At 62.7% G+C, this 24,156-nt stretch carries 21 protein-coding genes; 14 read left to right on the forward strand and 7 right to left on the reverse strand.

Annotated elements, in window-relative coordinates:
• Positions 1–18: 18 nt before the first annotated feature.
• Together recX and recA are read right to left on the reverse strand one after the other, a co-directional pair.
• A complete protein-coding gene (gene recX, locus VM94_RS16685) occupies positions 19–474 on the reverse strand; it encodes a recombination regulator RecX (protein WP_034746072.1) in 456 nt (151 codons plus the stop codon).
• 203 nt (positions 475–677) lie between these two features.
• Positions 678–1,781, reverse strand: coding sequence for a recombinase RecA (gene recA / locus VM94_RS16690; RefSeq protein WP_034746069.1), 1,104 nt, complete (start codon positions 1,779–1,781; stop codon positions 678–680).
• 255 nt (positions 1,782–2,036) lie between these two features.
• On the opposite strand from recA, the gene VM94_RS16695 reads away from it, so the two are divergent.
• Genes VM94_RS16695 through VM94_RS16720 form a run of 6 tightly spaced genes read left to right on the forward strand, consistent with a single transcriptional unit; the run spans position 2,037 to position 9,975 of the window.
• Entirely contained in the window at positions 2,037–2,771 is a 735-nt protein-coding gene (locus tag VM94_RS16695) for a response regulator (protein ID WP_034746066.1), read from the forward strand.
• Positions 2,768–4,315 (forward strand): sensor histidine kinase, encoded by a 1,548-nt coding sequence (locus VM94_RS16700; RefSeq protein WP_046684397.1) that lies wholly within the window; start codon positions 2,768–2,770, stop codon positions 4,313–4,315. The genes VM94_RS16695 and VM94_RS16700 overlap by 4 nt, the downstream gene beginning before the upstream one ends.
• A complete protein-coding gene (locus VM94_RS16705) occupies positions 4,308–4,622 on the forward strand; it encodes a DUF4212 domain-containing protein (RefSeq protein ID WP_046684398.1) in 315 nt (104 codons plus the stop codon). The genes VM94_RS16700 and VM94_RS16705 overlap by 8 nt, the downstream gene beginning before the upstream one ends.
• The gene (locus VM94_RS16710; RefSeq protein WP_046684399.1) at positions 4,619–6,667 is read left to right on the forward strand and encodes a sodium:solute symporter family protein; all 2,049 of its coding nucleotides are present in this window, start codon (positions 4,619–4,621) and stop codon (positions 6,665–6,667) included. The genes VM94_RS16705 and VM94_RS16710 overlap by 4 nt, the downstream gene beginning before the upstream one ends.
• 38 nt (positions 6,668–6,705) lie before the next feature.
• A complete protein-coding gene (locus tag VM94_RS16715) occupies positions 6,706–8,727 on the forward strand; it encodes an alpha/beta hydrolase family protein (RefSeq protein ID WP_046684400.1) in 2,022 nt (673 codons plus the stop codon).
• Between the two features lie 33 nt (positions 8,728–8,760).
• Positions 8,761–9,975, forward strand: coding sequence for a 6-phosphofructokinase (locus VM94_RS16720; protein WP_046684401.1), 1,215 nt, complete (start codon positions 8,761–8,763; stop codon positions 9,973–9,975).
• On the opposite strand, the gene VM94_RS16725 is transcribed toward VM94_RS16720, so the two are convergent.
• Complete coding sequence (locus VM94_RS16725; RefSeq protein WP_082127748.1) at positions 9,972–10,808, reverse strand: IclR family transcriptional regulator; 837 nt, start codon at positions 10,806–10,808, stop codon at positions 9,972–9,974. The genes VM94_RS16720 and VM94_RS16725 overlap by 4 nt on opposite strands.
• Positions 10,809–10,971: 163 nt before the next feature.
• On the opposite strand from VM94_RS16725, the gene VM94_RS16730 reads away from it, so the two are divergent.
• Both VM94_RS16730 and VM94_RS16735 read left to right on the forward strand, forming a co-directional pair.
• Positions 10,972–12,588: a GMC family oxidoreductase gene (locus tag VM94_RS16730; RefSeq protein ID WP_046684402.1), complete on the forward strand. Its 1,617-nt coding sequence runs from the start codon at positions 10,972–10,974 to the stop codon at positions 12,586–12,588.
• A gap of 127 nt (positions 12,589–12,715) precedes the next feature.
• On the forward strand, positions 12,716–14,047 hold the full coding sequence (locus tag VM94_RS16735; protein ID WP_046684403.1) for an MFS transporter: 1,332 nt from the start codon (positions 12,716–12,718) through the stop codon (positions 14,045–14,047).
• A 64-nt stretch (positions 14,048–14,111) separates the two neighbouring features.
• On the opposite strand, the gene purM is transcribed toward VM94_RS16735, so the two are convergent.
• Entirely contained in the window at positions 14,112–15,155 is a 1,044-nt protein-coding gene (purM, locus tag VM94_RS16740; protein WP_034746051.1) for a phosphoribosylformylglycinamidine cyclo-ligase, read from the reverse strand.
• Between the two features lie 188 nt (positions 15,156–15,343).
• On the opposite strand from purM, the gene VM94_RS16745 reads away from it, so the two are divergent.
• The 6 genes from VM94_RS16745 (at position 15,344) to panB (ending at position 20,672) form a co-directional block, all read left to right on the forward strand.
• A complete protein-coding gene (locus VM94_RS16745) occupies positions 15,344–16,426 on the forward strand; it encodes an AI-2E family transporter (RefSeq protein WP_046684404.1) in 1,083 nt (360 codons plus the stop codon).
• A 76-nt stretch (positions 16,427–16,502) separates the two neighbouring features.
• Positions 16,503–17,171 (forward strand): DnaA regulatory inactivator Hda, encoded by a 669-nt coding sequence (hda, locus tag VM94_RS16750; protein ID WP_046684405.1) that lies wholly within the window; start codon positions 16,503–16,505, stop codon positions 17,169–17,171.
• Entirely contained in the window at positions 17,171–17,842 is a 672-nt protein-coding gene (locus tag VM94_RS16755; RefSeq protein WP_034747702.1) for an HAD family hydrolase, read from the forward strand. Before hda ends, VM94_RS16755 begins: the two co-directional genes overlap by 1 nt.
• A complete protein-coding gene (gene pcnB, locus VM94_RS16760) occupies positions 17,835–19,211 on the forward strand; it encodes a polynucleotide adenylyltransferase PcnB (protein WP_034746042.1) in 1,377 nt (458 codons plus the stop codon). The genes VM94_RS16755 and pcnB overlap by 8 nt, the downstream gene beginning before the upstream one ends.
• Positions 19,211–19,687: a 2-amino-4-hydroxy-6-hydroxymethyldihydropteridine diphosphokinase gene (gene folK / locus VM94_RS16765; RefSeq protein ID WP_046684406.1), complete on the forward strand. Its 477-nt coding sequence runs from the start codon at positions 19,211–19,213 to the stop codon at positions 19,685–19,687. The genes pcnB and folK overlap by 1 nt, the downstream gene beginning before the upstream one ends.
• A gap of 109 nt (positions 19,688–19,796) precedes the next feature.
• Positions 19,797–20,672 (forward strand): 3-methyl-2-oxobutanoate hydroxymethyltransferase, encoded by an 876-nt coding sequence (gene panB, locus VM94_RS16770; protein ID WP_185982133.1) that lies wholly within the window; start codon positions 19,797–19,799, stop codon positions 20,670–20,672.
• Between the two features lie 165 nt (positions 20,673–20,837).
• Here the strand turns inward: panB and VM94_RS16775 are convergent, their stop codons facing one another.
• The 3 genes from VM94_RS16775 to VM94_RS16785 all read right to left on the reverse strand — a co-directional run bounded on the left by VM94_RS16775 (position 20,838) and on the right by VM94_RS16785 (position 24,128).
• The gene (locus tag VM94_RS16775) at positions 20,838–21,170 is read right to left on the reverse strand and encodes a helix-turn-helix transcriptional regulator (protein ID WP_046684407.1); all 333 of its coding nucleotides are present in this window, start codon (positions 21,168–21,170) and stop codon (positions 20,838–20,840) included.
• Position 21,171: 1 nt separating this feature from the next.
• Entirely contained in the window at positions 21,172–22,464 is a 1,293-nt protein-coding gene (locus VM94_RS16780; protein ID WP_046684408.1) for a type II toxin-antitoxin system HipA family toxin, read from the reverse strand.
• Between the two features lie 176 nt (positions 22,465–22,640).
• The gene (locus tag VM94_RS16785; RefSeq protein ID WP_046684409.1) at positions 22,641–24,128 is read right to left on the reverse strand and encodes an aldehyde dehydrogenase; all 1,488 of its coding nucleotides are present in this window, start codon (positions 24,126–24,128) and stop codon (positions 22,641–22,643) included.
• Positions 24,129–24,156 lie beyond the last annotated feature (28 nt).

A 24,156-nucleotide genomic window follows, 5' to 3' on the forward strand; every position in this document is an offset into this window, starting at 1 on the left:
GGCGTGCCCTGGCCAGCCTTATTCCTCGTCGGGATCCAGCCCCTTCAAGGCCGCTTGCACGGCGCGCTGGGAAAAACCGCGCTGCATCAGGAAGCGCATCTGCTTGTTGCGCTGCTCCGCATCCTGCGCTACTTCACCAAATTTGCGGCGCCACACTTCGCAGGCGCGTGCAACTTCGCCTTCGGCCAGGCCCGCCTTGAGTTCCTGCAGCGCCTCGCCACCAATGCCATGACTTTGCAACTCCGCCATGATGCGGCTATTGCCGAAGCGGGCCGAGCGGCGGTGGATCAGCGACTCGGAAAAGCGCTCCTGCGACAGCCAGTTGGCTTGCTCCAGGCTGTCGAGCAAGGCTTCCACGTCATCACCCTCTTGCGCATGGCGCTGCAGCTTGCGCCGCAATTCCATGCGGCTGTGTTCACGCATCGACAAAAAGCGTAGCGCCCTGCCCTTCAAGCTTAGTTGTACTGCGGCCATACACCCACCTTGTCTTTCATTCCACGATCACGTCACCCAAACACAATCGCCGCCCGGCGCAACAGCGCGGGACGGCGATTATGGTCCTACCTTGCGGCAAGCCATGCGTAGGTCGGATTAGGCCCCTTGGGCCGTAATCCGACAACATTGTTGACGTCTGTGGTGTTGTCGGATTACGCGCGGCTTTGCCGCGCTAATCCGACCTACTCTGGCTTGGCTTCCGCAGCCTTGGCAGCCTTGTCGGCGGCTTTGTCCGCTTTTTCCGGTTTTTCAGCAGCCAGCGGCGGCAGTTCGCGTACGCCCAGCGAAGCGCGGACCTTGTTTTCGATTTCGCGGGCCAGCGCCGGACGCTCTTGCAGGAAGGCGCGGGCGTTGTCCTTGCCCTGGCCGATGCGTTCGCCGTTGTAGCTGTACCACGAACCGGATTTTTCCACGATCTTGGCATCCGAGCCCAGGTCCAGGATTTCGCCTTCGCGCGAAGTGCCTGCGCCGTACAGGATGTCGAAGTGCGCTTCCTTGAACGGTGGCGCGATCTTGTTCTTGACGACCTTGACCTTGGTTTCGTTGCCGATCACTTCATCACCGGACTTGATCGAGCCGGTGCGGCGGATGTCCAGGCGCACGGAAGCGTAGAATTTCAGCGCATTGCCGCCGGTGGTCGTTTCCGGGCTGCCGAACATCACGCCGATCTTCATGCGGATCTGGTTGATGAAGATGACCAGAGTATTGGTGCGGTTGATGGAACCGGTCAGCTTGCGCAGGGCTTGCGACATCAGGCGCGCTTGCAAGCCTGGCAGGGAATCGCCCATGTCGCCTTCGATCTCGGCGCGTGGCGTCAGCGCGGCCACGGAGTCGATGACGACGAGGTCGACGCTGCCCGAACGCACGAGGGCGTCGCAGATTTCCAGCGCCTGCTCGCCCGTATCCGGTTGCGAGATCAGCAATTCATGCAGGTTCACGCCCAGCTTTTGCGCGTAACCGACGTCCAGCGCGTGCTCGGCGTCGATAAAGGCGCACGTGCCGCCCAGTTTTTGCATTTCGGCGATGGTTTGCAGGGTCAGCGTGGTTTTACCCGACGATTCCGGACCGTAGATTTCCACCACGCGGCCGCGCGGCAAGCCGCCCACGCCCAGCGCGATATCGAGGCCGAGCGAACCGGTCGACACGACTTGCACTTCTTCGATCGGTGCGCTGGCATCCATGCGCATGACCGAACCTTTGCCAAACTGCTTCTCGATCTGCGCCAGTGCGGCGGCGAGCGCCTTGGCTTTTTCCGATGCGGGTACTACAGCTTTTTTATCGTCCATATGTTCTTTCAGCCGTTCTACAGTTGCGGATTCACGTGACGCATCTACGTGAACCGTGCAGCCTGCGATAGCGCCAGTGGGTTAAATTCTTTACACAGACAGTACTGTATAAAAAAACAGTGATCAATGCAAGCGGAACGTGGATTTGTTTTGAAACAGATCAATACAAGCCTGGATTTTCACAAAAATTCGCCACCTTGCGGAAAATGAAACACAATACAAGCTTCTACCGCCGCAAAGCATAGGAAGTGCACCATGCGTATTTTACTTGCCGAAGATGACAGCGTGCTGGCCGATGGCCTGACCCGCTCGCTGCGCCAGTCCGGTTATGCAATCGACTACGTCAAGACGGGCCAGGAAGCCGATACGGCTCTGTCCACCCAGGAATTCGACTTGCTGATCCTCGACCTGGGCCTGCCGAAAATGTCCGGCCTGGAAGTGCTGCGCCGCCTGCGCGCGCGCGCCTCGCTGCTGCCGGTACTGATCCTGACGGCCGCCGATTCCATCGAACAACGCGTCAATGGCCTCGACCTCGGTGCCGATGATTATATGGCCAAGCCGTTCGCCTTGTCGGAACTGGAGGCAAGAGTGCGCGCCCTGACGCGCCGCGGCGCCGGCGGCGGCGCCACCATCATCAAGCACGGCCCCCTCAGCTACGACCAGGTGGGACGCAGCGCCTACATCAACGACCAGATGCTCGACCTGTCGGCGCGCGAACTGGGCTTGCTGGAAATCCTGCTGGGCCGCACCGGCCGCCTGGTCTCGAAAGAGCAGCTGGTCGACCACCTGTGCGAATGGGGCGAGGAAGTGTCGAACAACGCCATCGAAGTGTATGTCCACCGCCTGCGCAAGAAGATCGAGGTGGGCGGCGTGCGCATCGCCACCGTGCGCGGCCTCGGCTATTGCCTGGAAAAATATTCGGAAGCGGCGCGCCTGAACGCCGAAGCGGGCGAGTCGGCAAGCCCGGCCAGCGGACCCGCCAGCAAGTGAAGGCGCGCGAGGCGCCAGCGGACGAACCGGACGACGACGACTGGTTCGAGCCGCCCACCACGGAGCAGGATGACACCATCGAGCATTCGCTGTTCGGCGAAATCCTCGACTGGATGCTGGCGCCCCTGCTGCTGCTGTGGCCGATGAGCATCGCCATCACCTATCTGGTGGCCAAGGGCATCGCCAATCAGCCGTTCGACCATGCGCTGGAAGACAGCGTGACGGTGCTCACGCAGCAGGTCAAGCAGGCCGACGGCGCCATGCTGCGCCGCGCGCCCGACAGGAACCAAAAGAGCAGCAATAATAATGGCCGCGACTTGCTGCGCGGCGACGATGTCGACACCCTGTATTACCTGGTGGTGGGACCGCGCGGCGAATACCTGGCCGGCGACCGCGATTTGCCGCCGCCGCAAGACCCCGACAAATACCGCAGCGGCATGGTGCTGTTTCGCAACGACACCATCCACGGCACGCCCGTGCGCGTGGCGTTCAGCTATCTCGATATTGCTTCCGACAACGACGAGGAACAAAGCCGGGCGCTGGTGCAAGTGGCCGAGACACTGGAAAAACGCGCCCAGCTGGCCAATGAAATCATCAAGGGCGTGATTTTGCCGCAGTTCATCATCCTGCCTGTGATCCTGGCCCTGGTCTGGTTTGCCCTGGCGCGCGGCCTGTCGCCGCTGGCGCAATTGCAGGAACGCATACGCGCCCGCCCGCCCGACGATTTATCGCCCATCGAATCGGGCCAGGTACCCGAGGAAATCACGCCGCTGGTCGGTTCGCTCAACGAGATGCTGGCGCGGCTGTCGCTGTCGATCGACATGCAGAAACGCTTCATCGCCGATGCCGCGCACCAGATGAAGACGCCGCTGGCCGGCATGCGCATGCAATCGGAGCTGGCCTTGCGCCAGACCGACCACGACGAGATCCACCGCTCGCTGCTGCAGCTGGCGAAAAGTTCGGAAGCGGCCACGCGCCTGGTCAACCAGCTGCTGGCCCTGGCGCGCGCGGAAAACCAGCCGCAGGCGGGCACGGCGTTCGAGCCGATCGAACTGAGCGAACTGGCGCGCGGCGTGGTGCAGGACTGGGTGCAAGCTTCGTTTGCCCAGCATATCGACCTGGGCTTCGAGCAGCCCGCGTATTCGATCATGATTTCCGGCAATGCCATGATGCTGCGCGAGCTGCTGAGCAACCTGATCGACAACGCCCTGCGCTACACGCCGTCGGGCGGCAGCGTCACGGTGCGCGTGCGCAGCACCCTGGAGCTGGCCATCCTGGAAGTGGAAGATACGGGCCCCGGCATTGCGCCGGCCGAGCGGGCGCACGTGTTCGAACGCTTTTACCGCATTCTCGGCAGCAATGTCGACGGTAGCGGCCTGGGCCTGGCCATCGTGCGCGAAATTGCCCAGCAGCATGGCGCCGAAGTCGATATTTTCAACAATCCGCGCGCGCAGTCGCCAAAGCTGCCGGGCACCCTGCTGCGCCTGAGCATCGCCCTGCTGTTGCCGGACGCGCCAGAAGAGGATGACATCACGTATGGATAAGCCGAGCCCACCCGTTGCCCCGGCGCGGCCGTCGCACGCGCCCAGCCCCGAATTGCAGGCGCGCCGCGACATCCACTGGCGCAAGACGCGGCGCCTGACGGCCATCCTGCTGCTGGTCTGGCTGCTGACGGGCTTCCTGACCGTGTTCTATGCGCGCGAGCTGCTGCACCTGAACCTGTTCGGCTGGCCGCTGCCCTTCTATATGGCGGCTCAGGGCGCCTCGCTCGTGTACCTGGCCATCATCGCCTTCTATGCGTGGCGCATGCGGCGCCTCGACCGGGACTTCCATGCCGAGGAGCACGCATGAGCGGCCACCGCACCTTCTTTGCCCGGCTGAGCCGCTACTACCTGCTGTTTACGGCCGGTTTCGCCGCCTTCCTGCTGGCCCTGTCCGTGCTGGAACAGGAGGGCATGCCGCGCGCGTGGATCGGCTACCTGTTCATGCTCGTCACCATCACCCTGTACGCCACCATCGGCGTCATCAGTCGCACGTCGAACGTCACCGAATACTATGTGGCGGGGCGCAGGGTGCCGGCCATGTTCAACGGCATGGCCACGGCCGCCGACTGGATCTCGGCCGCCAGCTTCATCAGCCTGGCCGGCGGCCTGTACCTGAACGGTTTCGACGGCCTGGCCTTCATCATGGGCTGGACGGGCGGCTATTGCCTGGTGGCGCTATTGATCGCGCCCTACCTGCGCAAGTTCAGCCAGTACACGATTCCCGATTTCCTCGCCGCCCGCTACGGCAGCGGCACCGACAAACGAGGCGCCAGCGTGCGCGTGGTGGCCGTGGCCGCCACCATCATCGTGTCGTTTACGTATGTGGTGGCGCAGATCTACGCCGTCGGCCTGATCGCCTCGCGCTTCACGGGCGTGGATTTTTCCGTCGGCATCTTCCTGGGCCTGGCCAGCATCCTCGTCTGCTCCTTCCTGGGCGGCATGCGCGCCATCACCTGGACGCAGGTGGCGCAATACATCATCATCCTCGTCGCCTTTTTGATTCCCGCCATGTGGCTGTCGGTCAAGCATGCGGACAATCCCGTGCCGCAGATCGCCTACGGCAAGGTGCTGACGCAGCTGAGCGCGCGCGAACACGTGCTGGAAACGGACCCGAAAGAAAACGAAGTGCGCACCATCTTCCGCCAGCGCGCGCAAAGCTACCAGGCGCGCATCGACGGCTTGCCCGGCTCCTGGGAGCAAGGCCGCCTGGCGGCCCAGCGCCAGCTCGACAGTTTGCGCCAACGCAATACCTCGCTGTTCGACATCCGCAACGCGGAGCGCTACCTGATCGCGTATCCGAAAAGTCCGGACGAAGCACGCGTGCTGTGGCAAGCGGCGCAGGCGCAGAACCAGAAACGCGCCGAGCCGATCATTCCGCACGCGCAGCCGTTTCCCGCCGCCGACCGGGAGCAATCCGACATCAAGCGCAACAATTTCCTGGCCCTCGTGTTTTGCATGATGCTGGGCACGGCCGCCCTGCCGCACATCCTCATGCGATCGTACACCACGCCCTCCGTGCACGACACGCGCGTGTCCGTGTTCTGGACCCTGTTCTTCATCCTGTTGATCTATCTCACGATTCCCGCGCTGGCCGTGCTGGTCAAGTACGATATTTACTCGGCGCTCGTGGGCACCCAATACGCGAATCTGCCCACCTGGGTGTCGTACTGGGCCAATGTGGACAAGCTCAGTCCCCTGATCAGCATCGTCGACGTCAACCGCGACGGCATCGTGCAACTGGCGGAAATTTCCATCGACGCCGACGTGCTCGTTCTGGCCACGCCCGAGATCGCCGGCCTGCCCTACGTGATTTCCGGCCTGGTGGCGGCCGGCGGCCTCGCCGCCGCCCTGTCGACAGCCGATGGCTTGCTGCTGGCGATCTCGAACGCCCTGTCGCACGACATCTATTACAAGGTGGTCGATCCCAGCGCCTCGACGCAAAAGCGCGTGACAATTTCAAAATTGCTGCTGCTGGCCGTGGCTTTCATCGCCGCCTATGCGGCCTCGCAAAAGCCGGCCGATATTTTGTCGCTGGTGGGCGTGGCCTTTTCCCTGGCCGCCTCGACCCTGTTCCCGCCGCTGGTGCTGGGCGTGTTCTGGCAACGCGCCAATTACCAGGGCGCGCTGGCCGGCATGCTGACGGGCTTTGGCGTGTGCCTGTACTACATGCTGCATACAAGCACCATGCTTGGTGGCAATGCCAGTGGCCAATGGTTTCATATTGCACCGATTTCCGCCGGCATCTTCGGCGTGCCGGCCGGCCTGGCCGCCGCTATTCTGGTCAGCTGGCTGACGCCGGCGCCGGGACGCCGCAGCATGGGGCTCGTCGAACATATCCGGGCGCCGGAGTGAGCGTCCATCTCAATTTTTCTTCCAGGTTACAACACACCATGCCCAAGGTTTTCTTGCGTCTGCTACTTATCCTGGCCGCCTGCGCCAGCCTGTTTGCCATCCCCACACAAGCGCACACCGCCGTCGCGCCGCCACCGCTGTCGGCCTTCTTCACCAATCCCGAATTCAGCGGCCCCCAGCTGTCGCCCGATGCGCGCCACCTGGCCGTGAAAGTGAGCGGCGCGAACAATCGCGAACGGCTGGCCATCGTCAACCTGCTCGATAACAGCATCAAGGTCGTGGCGCAATTCAGCGATGTCGACGTGGGCAACGTCGAATGGGTCAACAACGAACGCCTGATCCTGAACACGCGCGACCGCCAGACGGCGCCCGGCGACATGCGTTTCGGGCCGGGCCTGTTTGCCGTCGACCGCGACGGCGGCAATTTTCGCCAGCTGGCCGCCCGCAGCGCCATGCCCGATGCCTCCACCTCGATCTATAAACTGCTGCCCTGGCATACCTACCTGACGGGCCAGCGCGGTGCGCAGGATTCCCCGGCCGTGTATGTGCGCAGCACCGTGTACGCCTCGACGGGCGAAGTCGACTACGAGGGCTTGCGGCAGCTCGATACGCTCACGGGCCGCAGCACGACCGTCAAGCCGCCGGGCAAGGTGCGCCGCTGGCTGCTCGACCAGCATGGCGAACCGCGCCTGGCCGTGACGCGGGAACGCAATATCGAAAGCGTCATGTACCGGGAGCCGGACGGCGGCGCCTGGCGCACGCTGGCGCAATTCGACGCCTACCTCGGCGGCCCCGATGCCTTCACCCCGCTCTCCTTCGGTCCGGACGGCACCCTGTACGTGAGCGCCCGCATGGGCAGCGACACGCTGTCCGTGCATGCCTACGACCTGGCCAGCAGGCGCATCACAGCCACGCCCCTCATCTCGCTCGACGGCTATGACTTCAGCGGCAATCTGATCGTCGGGCAAGGCAAGCTGCTGGGCGTGCGCCACCTGAGCGATGCGCGCGCCACGCGCTGGTTCGATCCCGCCATGACGACGACCCAGGCGCGCATCGACTCCCTGCTGCCAGCGACCATCAACCTGGTCTCGCTGGCAGCACGCCCCGCCACGCCCTTCATGCTGGTGACTTCGTATTCCGACCGGCAGCCGGGCAAATTCTCGCTGTTCAATAGCGACACGGGCAAGCTGAGCATCATCGGCGAGGCGCAGCCGCTCATTCAGCCGGCGCAGATGAGCGAGCAGCAGCTGGTGCGCTACAAGGCGCGCGATGGCCTGTCCATTCCCGCCTGGCTCACCGTGCCCGCCACGAGTTCCGGCAAGCAGCTGCCGCTGGTTGTGCTCGTGCATGGCGGCCCGTATGTGCGCGGCAGCTCCTGGCAATGGAATGCCGAAGTGCAATTTCTTGCCTCGCGTGGCTATGCCGTATTGCAGCCGGAATTTCGAGGCAGCACAGGCTTTGGCGCCAAGCATTTTCGCGCCGGCTGGAAGCAATGGGGCTTGAAGATGCAGGACGATCTCGCCGATGGCGCGCGCTGGGCCATCGGTGAAGGCATCGCCGATCCGCGCCGCATCTGCATCGCCGGCGCCAGCTATGGCGGTTATGCCGCTTTGATGGGCCTGGTCAACGATCCCGAGCTGTTCCGCTGCGCCGTCGACTGGGTGGGCGTGACCGACATCAACCTGATGTATAGCGGCCACTGGAGCTTCAAGTCCGACCTCGGCGACGATTGGAAACAGTACGGCATGCCCGAACTGATTGGCGACCGGACGGCCGACGCGGCCCAGTTCCAGGCCACCTCGCCCATCGCCCAGGCGGCGCGCATCACCCAGCCCCTGCTGCTGGCGTACGGCGCCGCCGACCAGCGGGTGCCGCTGTACCACGGCAAGCAGTTTTACGCGGCCGTCAAGCAGCACAACCGCGATGTCGAATGGGTGGTCTACGACGAGGAAGGCCATGGCTGGACATTGCCGAAGAACCGCATCGACTTCTGGGGCCGCGTGGAAAAATTCCTCGACAGAACTATCGGAAAAGACAGCGCCCCGGCAAAAAAGGAGTAGGCTGGAGGGCCGTTCCACTTGCGAGGAAATCCCATGCCGTCTGGAAAAATTCTTGTTGCCCAGGGAGGCGGCCCGACCGCCGTCATTAACCAGTCGCTGGTGGGCGTGGTGCTCGAATCGCGGCGCTTTCAACATGTCACGCGCGTGTATGGCGCGCTGCATGGCGTGCGCGGCATCGTCAATGAAGAATTCGTTGATCTGACACAGGAAACCAGCCATAACCTGGAACTGGTGGCCGCCACGCCATCATCGGCCCTCGGCTCCACGCGCGACAAGCCCGACATCGCCTACTGCCAGCAAATCTTCGAAGTGCTGCGCGCGCACGAGATCGAACATTTCTTTTACATCGGCGGCAACGACTCGTCCGACACGGTGCGCATCGTCAGCGAGGAAGCGCACAAGGCCGGCTATCCGCTGCGTTGCATCCACATCCCGAAAACCATCGACAACGACCTGGTGGGCAGCGACCACACGCCCGGCTTTCCGTCGGCCGCGCGTTTCGTCGCGCAAGCGTTCGCCGGCGCCAACCTCGACAACGCCGCCTTGCCCGGCGTCTATGTGGGCGTCGTGATGGGCCGCCACGCGGGCTTCTTGACGGCCGCCTCGGCGCTGGGCAAGAAGTTCCCCGACGATGGCCCGCACCTGATCTACCTGCCCGAGCGCGTCTTCGTGCTGGAGAAATTCCTTGCCGACGTGAAGGCCACCTATGAAAAATACGGCCGCTGCGTGATCGCCGTCTCGGAAGGCATCCACGACGCCTCGGGCGAGCCGATCGCCAGCCTGCTGGCGAAAGAAGTCGAACGCGATGCGCACGGCAACGTGCAATTGTCCGGCACGGGCGCGCTGGCCGACCTGCTGTGCGACGAAATCAAGGCCAAGCTCGGCATCAAGCGCGTGCGCGGCGATACCTTCGGCTATCTGCAGCGCTCCTTCATCGGCTGCGTTTCCGACGTGGACCAGCGCGAAGCCCGCGAAGTGGGCGAAAAAGCCGTGCAATTCGCCATGTGGGGCGACCGCGACGGCTCAGTCGCCATCAAGCGCACGGGCTTTTATTCCGTCGATTATGAATTGCTGCCGCTCACCGAGGTCGCGGGCAAGACGCGCACCATGGAAGACGAGTTCATCAGCGCCAGCGGCACGGATGTCACCGATGCGTTCAGGCTGTATCTGCGCCCGCTGCTGGGTTCAAGCATGCCGGACGCCTTCCGCCTGCGCGCCGCGAAAGTGGCGAAGGTCTTGAAACCTTAGCTGTTTTCCGCCAGCAATAGCGGCCGCAGCTTGACGGCCGCCTCCTTGAGCTGCGGCACGTGCTGCATCAGCTGCTCCACGGATTTGCGCGCCACGGGCGCGTGGCAGGCGACGGCCGCCACGATGCGCCCGTCGGCCGCGCAGATGGGCACGGCCACGGCCACCATGCCGTGCACGAATTCCTCGTCGTCGATACCGATGCCCAGGCGGGCGATACGCACGATCTCGCGCTCGAGCAGCACGGGATCCGTGATGCTTTTCGGTGTGCGCGCCTGCAGGGTCAGCATGGCCAGCAGCTCGCACCGCTCCAGCAAACTCATGTGCGCAAGAAACAGTTTTCCGCTGGCCGTGCAATGCATGGGCGCGCGGGTACCCAGCACCAGGTGCAGGCGCAGCGGTTCCTGCGTTTCCACCCTGTCCACGTAGACGATGGCATTGCCCTCAGGAATGGCCAGATTGCACGTCTCGCCCGTGATGGCCACCAGGCTGCCCAGGATGCTGCGGCTCACGCGAATCAGGGCATTGTTGCGCAGGGTCGCCAGCGCCAGGTTGGTCGAGGCGGCACCGGGCACATAGCCGCGCCCCACGGGCGTGCGCAGCACATAGCCATGCTGCTCCAGGGTATCGAGCAAACGCATCATGCTGGCCTTGGGCACCTGCATGCGCGCGGCCAGCTGCGACAGGGTCAGGGGCTGGCTGGCGCTGGCCAGGTGCTCGATCAAACGCAGCACGCGCAAGCCCCGCGCCTCGTCGCCATGGCTTGCGGTCGTGCCGGTCTCCACTTGACCACCTTCTTCGGCCTCGCCCGGCCGTTTTTGAAACGCATCATGCATGTTCTGTTTCACCTCTCGCGTATGCGGCTGTTTCCGCTTGTCCCGGTGCTGCACGTCTTTTATAAATGGAACCAGACGTTCCAAAAATAACCAATAAAGACCAGTGTATCGCAAAAAACGCCCGCCGAGGCGGCGCGATACCGCAACGCAGGAGACAAGAGCAATGTTGCAAACACACTACGATTACATCGTTGTCGGCGCCGGTTCCGCCGGCTGCGTGCTGGCCAACCGCCTGTCGCACGACAGCGCCAACCAAGTGCTGCTGCTGGAAGCGGGCGGCAAGGACAACAATCCCTGGATACACGTGCCGGTCGGCTATTTCAAGACCATGCACGACCCCAAGCTGGACTGGTGCTACCGCACGGAAGCGGACGCCGGCATTGCCGGGCGCCAGTTGCAATGGCCGCGTGGCAAGGTGCTGGGCGGCTCCAGCTCTCTCAACGGCTTGCTGTATGTGCGGGGCCAGAAGGAAGACTACGACCGCTGGGCCGAGCTGGGCAATGCCGGCTGGAGCTACGCCGAAGTACTGCCCTACTTCAAGAAATCGGAAGACCAGGAACGCGGCGCCAGCGATTACCACGGCGTGGGCGGTCCATTGAAAGTGTCGGACCTGCGCCTGCGCCGTCCCATCGCCGAACATTTCATTGCGGGCGCCACGGAAAGCGGCATCCCCTTCAACGCCGATTACAACGGCGCCACGCAGGAAGGCGTCGGCTACTTCCAGCAGACAGCCAGCAAGGGCTTGCGCTGCAGCACGGCGAAAGCCTTTTTGCGACCCGCCCGCAAGCGCGCCAACCTGCGCGTGGAAGTGCGCGCGCAAATCACGCGCGTGCTGTTCGAGGGCAAGCGCGCCGTCGGCATCGAATTCCGGCAAGATGGCCAGCTGCGCCAGGCGCGCGCCAGCGGCGAAGTGATACTCTGCGCGGGCGCCATCGGCTCGCCGCAAATCCTGCAATGTTCGGGCGTGGGCCCGCGCGCCCTGCTCGATGAAGTGGGCGTGCCGCTGGTGCACGACTTGCCCGGCGTGGGACAGAACCTGCAAGACCATCTGCAAATCCGCCTCGTCTTCAAGACGCGGCTGAAAACCCTGAACGATGAAGTCAACAGCCTGTGGGGCAAGCTGTGGGTGGGCATGCAATATGTGTTTTCCCGCTCGGGACCCTTGACCCTGGCGGCCAGCCAGGTGACGGTGTTTACCCGCTCCTCGCCCGACGTGGAACGGCCCGACATCCAGTTCCACATGCAGCCGCTGAGCGCCGACAAGCCAGGCGAAGGCGCGCATCCGTTTTCCGCCTTCACGTCGTCCGTGTGCCAGCTACGCCCGCACAGCCGCGGCCACGTGTCGATCAAGTCCGCCGATCCATTTGCGTATCCGGGCATCTACCCGAACTACCTGTCCGACCCGCGCGACCAGCAAACGGCGATCGCCGCCCTGCGCGTGGCGCGCAGGATCGCCGCCGCGCCGTCGCTGGCGCCGCACATCATTGCCGAGTTCGTGCCCGGCCCGCAGTTCCAGAGCGATGAGGAACTGCTGGACGCGGCGCGGCGCTTCAGCCAGTCGATCTACCACCCCAGCGGCACCTGCAAGATGGGGCATGACGCCATGGCCGTCGTCGACGAGCGCCTGCGCGTGCGTGGCATGCAGAACCTGCGCGTGGTCGACGCATCGATCATGCCGGAAATCGTCTCGGGCAATACGAACGCGCCCACCATCATGATCGCCGAAAAAGCGGCCGACATGATCCTGGCGGACGCCGTGCGCCTGCCCAAGGCAGCCTGACTCGCCCCCATTTCGTTCTCAAAGGAGGATGCCAGCGGCGGGCAGACGGCCCCGCCTCAAATGACTCGGCGACAAGCCAAGCATCAGAAAAAAACACATAATCGATATCGATTGGAGACTAGATATTATGGATAACAATACGAACCATCCGAAAAAGGCCAAAGAGCTGCGGAAAGTCGTGATGGCCAGCGTGATCGGCGCCACCATCGAATGGTATGACTTCTTTTTATACGGCGTCGTTGCCGGCATCGTATTCAGCAAGCTGTATTTCCCGGGCGGCGATCCGCTCGTCTCGACCATGCTGGCCTATGGCACCTTCGCCGTGGGCTTTCTGTCGCGCCCCATCGGCGGCGTGATCTTCGGCCACTTCGGCGACAAGATCGGCCGCAAGAGCATGCTGGTGATGACCCTGATGATCATGGGCGTCTCCACCTTCCTGATCGGCGTGCTGCCGACGTATGACCATATCGGCTACTGGGCACCGGGCCTGCTGCTGTTCCTGCGCGTGCTGCAAGGTATCGGCCTCGGTGGCGAATGGGGCGGCGCCGTGTTGATGGCGTATGAGTATGCACCGCCAAAGGAGCGCGGCTTCTACGCCAGCCTGCCGCAGATCGGCCTGGCCATCGGCCTGTGCCTCGCTTCCGGCGTGGTGGCCATCCTGTCGTACACGCTGACGGACGCGCAATTTCTGTCCTGGGGCTGGCGCGTCGCGTTCATCCTGTCGGCCGCCCTCGTCTTCATCGGCATGTGGATACGTTTGAACGTGATGGAAACGCCGGAGTTCCAGGCCGTCAAGGAGAAGAACGCGGAGACGCAGATCCCGTTCTTCGACCTGCTGAAACGTTATCCGGGCAACGTCTTGAAGGGCATGGGCGCGCGCTATATCGACGGCGTGTTCTTCAATATCTTCGGCGTGTTTTCCATCACCTATCTGACCAACACCATCAAGATCGACCGCACGGAAGCGCTGATGGGCGTGATGGCGTCGGCCGTCGTGATGTGCTTCTGCATCCCGTTCTTCGGCCGCCTGTCGGACCGCATCGGCCGCAGCAAGGTGTTTTTCTGGGGTTCGCTGATCACGGGCGTGTCGGCCATTCCCGCCTTCTGGATCATGCTCAACCACGCCGGCAATCCCTTGCTGCTGTGGTGTTCCGTGATCATCCCGCTGGGCGTCCTGTATTCGGCCGTGTACGGCCCGGAAGCGGCCCTGTTCTGCGACCTGTTCGACGCCAAGGTGCGCTACACGGGCATCTCCTTCGTGTACCAGTTCTCCGGCATCTTCGCCAGCGGCCTGACGCCCATCATCGCCACCTACCTGCTCAAGACGGGCAATGGCGAGCCGTGGCACATCGTCGGCTACATCCTGTTCGCCTCCCTCGTCTCGGCCGTCAGCGTGGCCATGATCGGAAAAGGCGGCTCGCAGCCGGATGGACGCATGAAGACGGCGCACGCAAGGTAAGACATCCGGGTGTAAAAAAAGCAGGCCTCTCGCGAGTGCCTGCCTTTTCCATTCAAGCTACAACTTAGATGACGATAGTCTGGTGCTCGTCGCCGTTACGCGCGCGGATGGTGCCGATGCGCGAGACGGTTTCACCGGCCGCCTGCAGCTGGGCGATGGCGGCATCGGCGTTCTCTTGCGAGACGATGACGGTCATGCCGATGCCGCAGTTGAAGACGCGGTGCATTTCGGCGTCAGCCACGCCGCCGTGCTGTTGCAGCCACGTGAACAGCGGCGGCATGGTCCATGCCTTCGAGTCCAGTTCGGCCACCAGGCCAGGCTGCAGCACGCGCGGGATGTTTTCCACCAGGCCGCCACCGGTGATGTGCACCATGCCCTTGACTTCCATGGCATCCATCAGTGCCAGCAGCGGCTTGACGTAGATGCGCGTCGGCTGCATCAGCACGTCGGCCAGTTTACGGCCGTGGAAGTCGCCTTCCAGGTCCGGTTTCGCCACTTCGATGATCTTGCGCACCAGCGAGTAACCGTTCGAATGCACGCCCGACGAGGCCAGGCCCAGCACCACGTCGCCCGGGGCGATCTTGGTGCCGTCGATGATTTTCGATTTTTCCACGGCGCCGACGGCAAAACCCGCCAGGTCGTATTCGCCGGCCGGGTACATGCTCGGCATTTCCGCCGTTTCGCCGCCGATCAGCGCGCAACCGGCTTGTTCGCAACCCTGGGCGATGCCCTTGATGACGTCGGTGGCAATCGCCACGTCCAGCTTGCCGCAAGCGAAGTAGTCGAGGAAGAACAGCGGCTCGGCGCCTTGCACCAGGATGTCGTTGACGCTCATGGCGACCAGATCGATGCCGACCGTGTCATGGCGGTTCAGTTCGAATGCCAGGCGCAATTTGGTGCCGACGCCGTCGGTGCCGGAGACCAGCACCGGTTCCTTGTACTTCTTGCTGATTTCAAACATGGCGCCAAAACCGCCCAGGCCGCCCATCACGCCTTCGCGCAGGGTGCGCTTGGCAAACGGCTTGATTGCTTCGACTAAAGCGTCGCCTGCGTCGATATCGACGCCAGCGTCACGGTAGGAAAGGGAAACATTAGAAGTCTGGTTCATGGTGTGGTGGCAGCGGAGGCGGTAAAATAGAAGGCGGATACCCGCCGGCACGCGCGCGCAAGCATGTTTTTCAACATCGTGCGGCAGGGCGCCAGCGGGTGAATTCGGTCGATCAAGACGCTATTTTATCAAACTGCCCCGCCATTTCGTAATTAACTGCCTTTTTTTAACGCAACAGCACAAACTACATGCCATTCGCCATCACCGCCGAACAGAAGCAAACAGCATTTTGGATCGCGGTCTGGCTGGCATTTTTGCTGCTGCTCGTCAGCCTCGGTCCCATCCTGACGCCCTTCCTGGCCGCCGCCATCCTCGCCTACGTGCTCAATCCCGGCGTGGACCGCTTGCAGCGCCTGCACTACAAGCGCTTTTACGTGCCCCGTCCACTGGCCGTGCTCGTCGTCGTAGTGTTGTTTTTCCTCGCCATTACGGCGCTGGTACTCATCGTCGTGCCCGTGTTGCAGAAGGAAATCCCGCTGCTGCAGGCGCAAATCCCGCAATTCCTGAACAAGGCGAACGATTTCCTGGCGCCGAAACTGCGCGACCTGGGCATCCGCGTGCGCCTGGACGGCACTGGCATCAAGCGCATGCTGAGCCAGCAGATGGCTACCAGCGGCGATGAAATCTGGAGCACGGTACTGGCCTCGGCCCGCATCGGCGGCACGGCCGTGCTGGGCTGGCTGGCCACCGTCGTGCTGATTCCCGTGGTGCTGTTTTATTTGTTGCTGGACTGGCATCCGATGCTGGCGCGCATCGCCGCCGCCGTGCCGCGCCGCTGGGTCGGCCGCACGGTGGGCATGGCGCAGGAAGTCGATACCCTGCTGGCGCAATACCTGCGCGGCCAGTTGCTCGTCATGCTGGTGCTGGCCACGTATTACTCGGTGGCGCTGGCCATTGCCGGTTTTGAAGTGGCATTGCCTGTGGGCATCATCACGGGCTTGCTGGTGTTCATCCCCTACCTGGGCTTCGGCCTGGGCCTGATGCTGGCGCTGATCGCCGCCCTGCTGCAGTTTGCCGACTGGAGCGGCGTCATCGCCGTGGCCGTCATCTACGGCTGCGGCCAGGTCATCGAAGGCTTTTTCCTCACGCCGCGCCTGGTGGGCGAGCGCATCGGTTTAAATCCACTGGCCGTGATCTTCGCCTTATTGGCTTTCGGACAATTGTTCGGTTTCGTCGGCGTTTTGCTTGCTTTACCCGCTTCTGCCGTGCTGATGGTCGCTTTTAAGCATCTAAGACGCCACTACCTCTCCAGCAGCTTCTATAATACCTAGTAAAAGCGGATATCATATCAACCTAGCAATACCACGATGCACATGCAGTAATGAAAAACAGGACAAGGCGTACGCCATGAAACAACTGGTGCTCGATTTAGGCACAGACCAGGCGCACAGCCTCGATACCTTCGAGGTGGGACAGAATGCCGAAGTGGCGCAGCTGATGCGCCAGTTCGCCGCGCGCACGTCGCGCGAACATTTTGCCTACCTGTGGGGCGAACTGGCCGCCGGCAAGAGCCACCTGCTCAAGGCCCTGGCCAGCACCGAGCGCGCGCGCTACATTTCGCCCTTCTCGATCGAGTCCGAATTCGTGTATTCGCCCGACGTCGACCTGTACCTGCTCGACGACTGCGAAAAGCTGTCGCCGCTGGCGCAGATCGACGCCTTTGCCCTGTTCAATGAAATCCGCGCCAACAAGGCGTTCATGGTGTGCAGCGGCGCCGTGCCGCCCGCCGTGCTGCCCGTGCGCGAAGACTTGCGCACGCGCATGGGCTGGGGCCTGATCTACCAGATCCACGGCTTGACCGACGAAGAAAAAATCGCCGCCCTGACCCAGGCGGCCACCACCCGCGGCTTGACCTTGTCGCCCGGCGTGTTACCCTATCTGCTGTCCCATTTCCGGCGCGACATGCGTTCGCTGTCGACGATGCTGGACTCTCTCGACCTCTACTCCCTTGAAACCCAACGCCCGATCACCTTGCCATTGTTGCGCGAGTTGCTGCAGGCGGAAGCGAAAGAATGATGAATCTGGCCCTGTTTGACCTCGACCACACCCTGCTGCCCATCGACTCGGATCACGAGTGGGGCGAGTTCCTGGTACGCATCGGTGCCGTGGACGCCGCCGAATTCACCCGCCGCAACGACGAATTTTTCGCGCAATACCAGGCCGGCACGCTCGATCCGGTGGAATACCTGGAATTCTCGCTCGGCACGCTGGCGCAATTTCCGCGCGAGCGCCTGGAGGCGCTGCACCGGCAATTCATGGCCGAAGTGGTCATGCCGGTCATCCGCCCGGAAGTCGTGGCCCTGCTGAAACAGCACCAGGACGCGGGCGACCTGCTGGCCATCGTCACGGCCACCAACCATTTCATCACCAAACCCATCGCCGACGCGCTGGGCGTCGAGCACCTGCTGGCGGCCATGCCCGAATATGACGACGCAGGCAACGTCACGGGCAAGCTGGTCGGCACGCCGACCCTGGGCGCGGGCAAGCTGACCCACACCCACGCCTGGCTGGAAAAGATGGGCAAGGAACTGGGGCAGTTCGAGCGCAGCTATTTTTACAGCGATTCGCACAACGACATTCCCCTGCTGTCGGTCGTGACCCACCCGGTCGCGACCAACCCCAACACCGCTTTGAGCGCACACGCATCCCTCCACGGCTGGCCATCACTTCACTTATTCAATGATTAAAAAATTCATCCGCAAGATCCTCGGCGTTAAAAAAGAGGCAGCGCGCGACACCACGGCACCCATCGTGCTCGGTCCTGCGCAACACGGAATCGACCCGAAACTGGTGTCGTCGAATGCCATCCGCGTTACCAGCAGCCTGCAGGAAGCGGGCTTCGAGGCCTTTGTCGTCGGCGGCGCCGTGCGCGACCTGCTGCTGGGCGTGAAACCGAAAGACTTCGACATCGCCACCAACGCCACGCCGGAACAGGTCAAGCGTTTGTTCCGCCGCGCCTTCATCATCGGCAAGCGCTTCCAGATCGTGCACGTGATGTTCGGCCAGGATTTGCTGGAAGTGACGACCTTCCGCGGCGCCGGCGCCGATTCCGCGCCCAAGGATGAACATGGCCGCGTCCTGCGCGACAACACCTTCGGCTTGCAGCACGAAGACGCGCTGCGCCGCGACTTCACCATCAACGCCATGTACTACAACCCGGCCACGCAGGAAGTGCTCGATTACCACGGCGGCGTGGAAGACATCCGCGCCAAGACCTTGCGCATGATCGGCAAGCCGGAAGAACGCTACCGCGAAGATCCCGTGCGCATGCTGCGCGTGGTGCGCTTCGCCGCCAAGCTGAAATTCACCATCGAGCCGCACACGGCCGCGCCGATTCCCGTCATGGCGCCGCTGATCAACAACGTGCCCGCGCCGCGCGTGTTCGACGAAATGCTGAAACTCCTGATGAGCGGCCACGCGCTGGCTTGCCTGCAGCAGCTGCGCAAGGAAGGCTTGCATCACGGCCTGCTGCCGCTGCTCGACGTGGTGCTGGAGCAGCCGCTGGGCGCGAAATTCGTCACTCTGGCGCTGGACGCGACGGACCAGCGCATCGCCGCCGGCAAGACCGTCTCGCCAGGCTTTTTGTTCGCCTCGCTGCTGTGGCACCAGGTGCTGGAAAAATGGACGGCCTACCGCGCCGCCGGCGAGTCGACCATCCCCGCGCTGCACCTGGCGGCCGACGACGTGCTCGATTCGCAAACGGAAAAACTGGCCTTGCAGCGCAAGATCGGTTCCGACATGCGCGACATCTGGTCGATGCAGCCGCGCTTCGAGCGCCGGGTCGGCAAGGCGCCGTACAAGCTGCTCGAACACCTGCGCTTCCGCGCCGGCTACGACTTCCTGCTGCTGCGCTGCGCCTCGGGCGAGATCGACATGGACATCGGCGAATGGTGGACAGCCTTTTATGAAGGCGACGAGGAAACGCGCGAAGCGCTGCTCGTCAGCGCCAATGCCGCGCCGGGCGCCGTCAAGAAGAAGCGCCCGCCACGCCGCAGCACGCGCAGCAAGACCAGCACGGGCGGCGGCTCGACCACCGGCAGCACCAGCGGCGAATAATGCTGATAACCGCTTACATCGGCATCGGAGCGAATCTGGGCGACGCGCGCGCGAACGTGCACGACGCGATCGCGCGCCTGGCGCGCCTGCCCGGCGCATCACTGGTCGACGCCTCGGCCACCTACCGCACGGCGCCCATCGATTCGAGCGGTGACGACTACATCAACGCCGTGGCGCGCATCACGACCACCCTGCCGGCAGAGGAACTGCTGCTGGCGCTGCACGCCATCGAGGCGGCGCACGGGCGCGAGCGGCCTTACCGCAACGCGCCGCGCACCCTGGACCTGGACTTGCTGCTGTACGGCGATGAGCAGATCGCCAGCGCCACCCTGACGGTGCCGCATCCACGCCTCACCGAGCGCGCCTTCGTGCTGGTGCCGCTGCTGGCCCTGGCGCCCGCCATCGTCGTGCCCGGGCTCGGGCCGGCGCAGGACTACCTGGCCACGGTGGCCGACCAGGCCATCAGCCAGCTCTGAGCCACGGCACCGGACATACACTACAATCCCGCCCCTGCAGCACGCCGCATAAAGTACTACACTAGCGGCGTCGCAATCGCATCACCCCCTTTCACTCTAGAGAATACCTATGTCCGCTTATTTGCAAGGAACAGATCTGGCCGCAAAAGACAAGGCCGCCACACCGGCGCCGGCGCCATCCAAGCCTGTCGCCAACAAGGCCGTGACCATCCACACGCTGGCCACGCTGCGCGCCGCCGGCGAAAAGATCACCATGCTGACCTGCTATGACGCCAGCTTCGCGTCCCTGATGGACCGCTGCGGCGTGGAGATCCTGCTGATCGGCGATTCGCTCGGCATGGTCTGCAACGGCCACAATTCCACTTTGCCCGTCACCGTGGCCGAACTGGCCTACCACACGGCGTCCGTCGCGCGCGGCAGCAAGTCGGCCATGATCATGTCCGACTTGCCGTTCGGCGCGTACGGCACGCCCGAGACAGCGTACGCCAACGCCGTCATCCTGATGCAGGCTGGCGCGCACATGGTCAAGATCGAAGGCGGCGCCTGGCTGGCCGAGACCGTGCGTTTCCTCACCGAGCGCGGCATCCCCATCTGCGCCCACATCGGCCTGACGCCACAATCCGTGCACCAGCTGGGCGGCTATAAAGTACAGGGCAAGAGCACGGAAAGCGCGGCGGAACTGAAGAACGACGCACTGGTGCTGCAAAACGCGGGCGCCGCCATCGTGCTGATGGAAGCGATGCCGACGCAGCTGGGCAAGGAAGTGACCGACATGCTAACGATACCGACGATCGGCATCGGCGCAGGTCCCGACTGCTCGGGCCAGGTCCTCGTCATGCACGACATGCTGGGCGTATTCCCAGGCCGCAAGGCACGCTTCGTGCGCAACTTCATGGAAGGTGCGGCCAGCATCGACGACGCCGTCACCGGCTACGTGAAAGCCGTCAAGGATGGTAGCTTCCCGGCGCTGGAACACTGCTTCTGATCCAAGTAACCCCCATAAATTATTGTGATTTCTGACTTCCATAACCGGCACTCTGCGGCGTTGCCCACCGCTCGCAGTGCTCGCACTGCGTCGCGGCGGACGCCTTGCATAGCATCCGGCTATGTTCGTCATGATTTCACAATAATTTCCTGAGGATTACTTAGCCTATTGAGGCGATATCGCGCCGGTACTTGCCGGGGCGATTTTTTTTTCGCGCAGCGTTTCTGTCCGTACAAACGCCACCTCCAGTCCAAAGAACTGTCCGATGCGGTTCAGCGTCTGGATGGTTGGATTGCCCTTGCCGCTCTCGATTTCCTTGATGACCTTCGTGCTCACGCCCCGGTGCGTCGCAAACTCTGCCTGCGTCATGCGCGAGATGGCGCGCATTTCCTTAACGGCATACTGTAGCGTGACGGCGCCTGCTTCAATGGCTTCGTAAAGCACCGCCCTGCGCTGCCGCAGCTCCTCCTTGTCAACGGTCTTTTTGGTACGCGCCATGTCAGTGCTCTCCCAAGGCCTTGAGCTGTTCGATCTGCCCGGCTATATGTGGCCGAAGGAAAGCAATGATGTCATCATCCACGCCTGCCTCCTGCATATGCTGTTCCAGCGCAGTCAGTTGCTGGGCAAATCCGTATAGCGCGAGGCGAACCTGCTGGCGCTCAACGTCCGTCATGCCGATCGTAGCCAGTATCGTCGTCCAGTCATGCAGCTCATTTTGAGTATCCGGGTGATACCAGCGCGCCGCGCGTGGTATGCCATCCGGGTCCAGATACATCGGTGCAAAATCGAACAGCGGCGTGAGGCGCACCTCGGCACCCACTTGCTGTACCGCCGTATTGCGTGCGTGATTATCGGTATTGCGCATGGCTAGGTTCAAGATATCGCGTTTGAGAAATTCAATGGTTTCCGCAGTCTTGTCACTGACGACGGCGCGCAGCGCCTGCAATAATACAAACTGGCTGGGCGTGGCTTCAAAGCCAACGATACCTGCCAGCGAAGCGGCGCTTTCCTGATGCAGTCGCAACACTTTTCCATCGCGGATGCGGCGGTCAAAACGGGGAATAAACAAGGTATCGTCCTGGTAGCGCAGTTGGCCTTCGGTGCGCAAGCCCACCGCGCGTGCCACAGTCATGTATGCGGCTTCATTTCTCAATACCTTGGCGTCGCTGGCGGTCTTTCCGCGCGGACGCTTGACGATGAAATGTGCAGCCGCATACTTGTCCGCCAGAGCGCCATCGGCATGCCAGAGACCAGCATGGTCGGTGGTCAGCAGATATTTCGGTGCCGCTCCTTGTACCCCCAGACTGCCAGCGGCCAACATGCTATGCATCAGCATGCGCTCATTGAAGGCATCGCCGCGACCTATAATCTCGTCCAGTGAAAAGCCGGTCTGCGGCTTGCCCTTGTCGTGGCGATTCATATGGTGTGCGTAGTACTGCACGGCCTCGGCGATGCGCACGCGCCCGACTGGATTGAATGCACCGGCACACGCAAGCGGAAAATCGGCAGCCGGACCATCGGCCAGTTGAAGCTGCCCAAGCAGATATGTCCGGCCGCTTCCCTGCGGAATCAGGTCAAAGATAAAAGCTGGCCATTGCGCCAGCTTCTGCATTTCTGCGGTGACGGGGAACCGCAGCGAGACAGGTCCACTCTCAAGCTTGAAGAAGGCATAATCGAGGTCATACTCGAACAGGGTACCGGTGCGTGGATTGCCGCCTGCAGGATCAAGCAAAGTCAGCGATGCGCAATCGTGCCACGCATCATCATGAAAAATTTGAAAATGGCAGTGCATGACGGCTCCAATTGGATCTTATAGTAGCTAATTGTGTTCAGTTTATCCTTAAATTAGCACTTATACGATCCAAATTTTTAAAAGATACATCGCTATGAAAACTTTAATGGCTCCTAAAAGGACTATTTTAAGCCATTAATACCATAAATTAGTTCTTTTAAGTTCTATTTTTAAAATTATCCCACCTGTATCCAGGTCGTCTTCAATTCCGTGTACTTGTCCAGCGCGTGCAATGACTTGTCGCGCCCGTTGCCCGACTGCTTGTAGCCGCCGAACGGCACGGTGATGTCGTCGCCGTCATACTGGTTGACGTGCACGGTGCCCGCACGCAGGGCGCGCGCCGTCTGGATGGCTTTGGTGATGTCCGACGTCCACACGGCCGCCTGCAAGCCGTACGGCGTGGCGTTGGCCTGCTTCACAGCCTCGGAGAGATCCGTAAAGCCCAGCACGGACAGGACGGGGCCGAAGATCTCTTCGCGCGCGATCGTCATGCTCGTATCCACGCCAAAGATGGTCGGCTGCACGTAATAACCGCCCGTTTCCGCGCGCACGGCTTCGCCGCCGCCCAGCAGCTGTGCACCCTCCTGCTTGCCGGAAGCGATGTAACCCATCACGGTCTTCATCTGCGTGGCGTCGACGATGGCGCCCATGACGGTGGCTTCGTCGAGCGGGTCGCCCGGCTGGAAGCGGGGCAGCATGGCCTGCGCCTTGGCGATAAATTCATCCTTGATCGATTCTTCCACGAACAGGCGCGAAGGCGCGTTGCAGCTTTCGCCCTGGTTGAAGAAGATGGAACCGACGGCGGCCGCCACGGCCTTGTCCAGGTCCGGGCAATCGGCGCACACGATGTTGGCGGACTTGCCGCCCAGCTCCGTCCACGCCCGTTTCAGGTTCGACTGGCCCGCCATCTGCACGATCAATTTCCCCGTGCGCGTGGAACCCGTAAAGCCGATGCAATCGACGTCCATGTGCAGCGCCAGCGCGGCGCCGGCCTCGTTGCCGTAACCGGGCAGCACGTTGAAGACGCCCGCCGGCACGCCCGCTTCCAGCGCGATGTCGGCCAGGCGCAGCGCCGTCAGCGGCGATTTTTCGGACGGTTTCAATATCACGCTGTTGCCGGCCGCGAGGGCGGGCGCGATCTTCCAGGCGGCCATGATCATCGGATAGTTCCACGGCACGATGGCGGCGACGACGCCTACCGGTTCGCGCGTGATCAGGGCCAGGCTGTTGGCGGGAGTCGGGGCTATTTCATCGTAAACCTTGTCGATCGCCTCGCCATACCAGCGCAGGCAATTGGCCGTGGCGCCCACGTCCACGCTCTGGCTGTACTTGATCGGTTTGCCCATATCCAAGGTTTCCAGCAGGGCCAGCTCGGGACCGTATTTCTGCACCAGGTCGGCGAACTTGATCAGCACGCGCTTGCGCTGCGCCGGCGATTTTCCTGCCCAGCGGCGGTCGTCAAAGGCGGCGCGGGCGGCCTGCACGGCCGCATCCACGTCCGCGCCATCGCAGCGGGCCACCTGCCCCAGCAAGCGCCCATCGATGGGCGACAGATTGTCGAAAGTCTGGCCGGATGTGGCCCAGGCACGCTCGCCATTGATGAAGGCGCGTCCGTCGATCGCGAGCGCTGCGGCCCGCGCATGCCAGCTGGTGTTTTCCGTCATGGTCGTCTCCTGCAAGGTGAAAACGCCA

This window comes from Janthinobacterium sp. KBS0711, from assembly GCF_000988085.1.
In the GTDB taxonomy this organism is placed as follows: Bacteria; Pseudomonadota; Gammaproteobacteria; order Burkholderiales; family Burkholderiaceae_D; genus Janthinobacterium; species Janthinobacterium lividum_E.

Excerpts from the sequence above, each read along its gene's own strand:
- recX (WP_034746072.1), bottom strand. The coding sequence starts at position 474 with ATGGCCGCAGTACAACTAAGCTTGAAGGGCAGGGCGCTACGCTTTTTG.
- panB (WP_185982133.1), top strand. The coding sequence starts at position 19,797 with ATGTCCGCTTATTTGCAAGGAACAGATCTGGCCGCAAAAGACAAGGCC.
- VM94_RS16735 (WP_046684403.1), top strand. The coding sequence starts at position 12,716 with ATGGATAACAATACGAACCATCCGAAAAAGGCCAAAGAGCTGCGGAAA.
- hda (WP_046684405.1), top strand. The coding sequence starts at position 16,503 with ATGAAACAACTGGTGCTCGATTTAGGCACAGACCAGGCGCACAGCCTC.
- VM94_RS16730 (WP_046684402.1), top strand. The coding sequence starts at position 10,972 with ATGTTGCAAACACACTACGATTACATCGTTGTCGGCGCCGGTTCCGCC.
- recA (WP_034746069.1), bottom strand. The coding sequence starts at position 1,781 with ATGGACGATAAAAAAGCTGTAGTACCCGCATCGGAAAAAGCCAAGGCG.
- pcnB (WP_034746042.1), top strand. The coding sequence starts at position 17,835 with ATGATTAAAAAATTCATCCGCAAGATCCTCGGCGTTAAAAAAGAGGCA.
- VM94_RS16695 (WP_034746066.1), top strand. The coding sequence starts at position 2,037 with ATGCGTATTTTACTTGCCGAAGATGACAGCGTGCTGGCCGATGGCCTG.
- VM94_RS16785 (WP_046684409.1), bottom strand. The coding sequence starts at position 24,128 with ATGACGGAAAACACCAGCTGGCATGCGCGGGCCGCAGCGCTCGCGATC.
- VM94_RS16720 (WP_046684401.1), top strand. The coding sequence starts at position 8,761 with ATGCCGTCTGGAAAAATTCTTGTTGCCCAGGGAGGCGGCCCGACCGCC.
- VM94_RS16705 (WP_046684398.1), top strand. The coding sequence starts at position 4,308 with ATGGATAAGCCGAGCCCACCCGTTGCCCCGGCGCGGCCGTCGCACGCG.
- purM (WP_034746051.1), bottom strand. The coding sequence starts at position 15,155 with ATGAACCAGACTTCTAATGTTTCCCTTTCCTACCGTGACGCTGGCGTC.
- VM94_RS16775 (WP_046684407.1), bottom strand. The coding sequence starts at position 21,170 with ATGGCGCGTACCAAAAAGACCGTTGACAAGGAGGAGCTGCGGCAGCGC.
- VM94_RS16725 (WP_082127748.1), bottom strand. The coding sequence starts at position 10,808 with ATGCATGATGCGTTTCAAAAACGGCCGGGCGAGGCCGAAGAAGGTGGT.
- VM94_RS16755 (WP_034747702.1), top strand. The coding sequence starts at position 17,171 with ATGAATCTGGCCCTGTTTGACCTCGACCACACCCTGCTGCCCATCGAC.
- VM94_RS16710 (WP_046684399.1), top strand. The coding sequence starts at position 4,619 with ATGAGCGGCCACCGCACCTTCTTTGCCCGGCTGAGCCGCTACTACCTG.
- folK (WP_046684406.1), top strand. The coding sequence starts at position 19,211 with ATGCTGATAACCGCTTACATCGGCATCGGAGCGAATCTGGGCGACGCG.
- VM94_RS16715 (WP_046684400.1), top strand. The coding sequence starts at position 6,706 with ATGCCCAAGGTTTTCTTGCGTCTGCTACTTATCCTGGCCGCCTGCGCC.
- VM94_RS16780 (WP_046684408.1), bottom strand. The coding sequence starts at position 22,464 with ATGCACTGCCATTTTCAAATTTTTCATGATGATGCGTGGCACGATTGC.
- VM94_RS16745 (WP_046684404.1), top strand. The coding sequence starts at position 15,344 with ATGCCATTCGCCATCACCGCCGAACAGAAGCAAACAGCATTTTGGATC.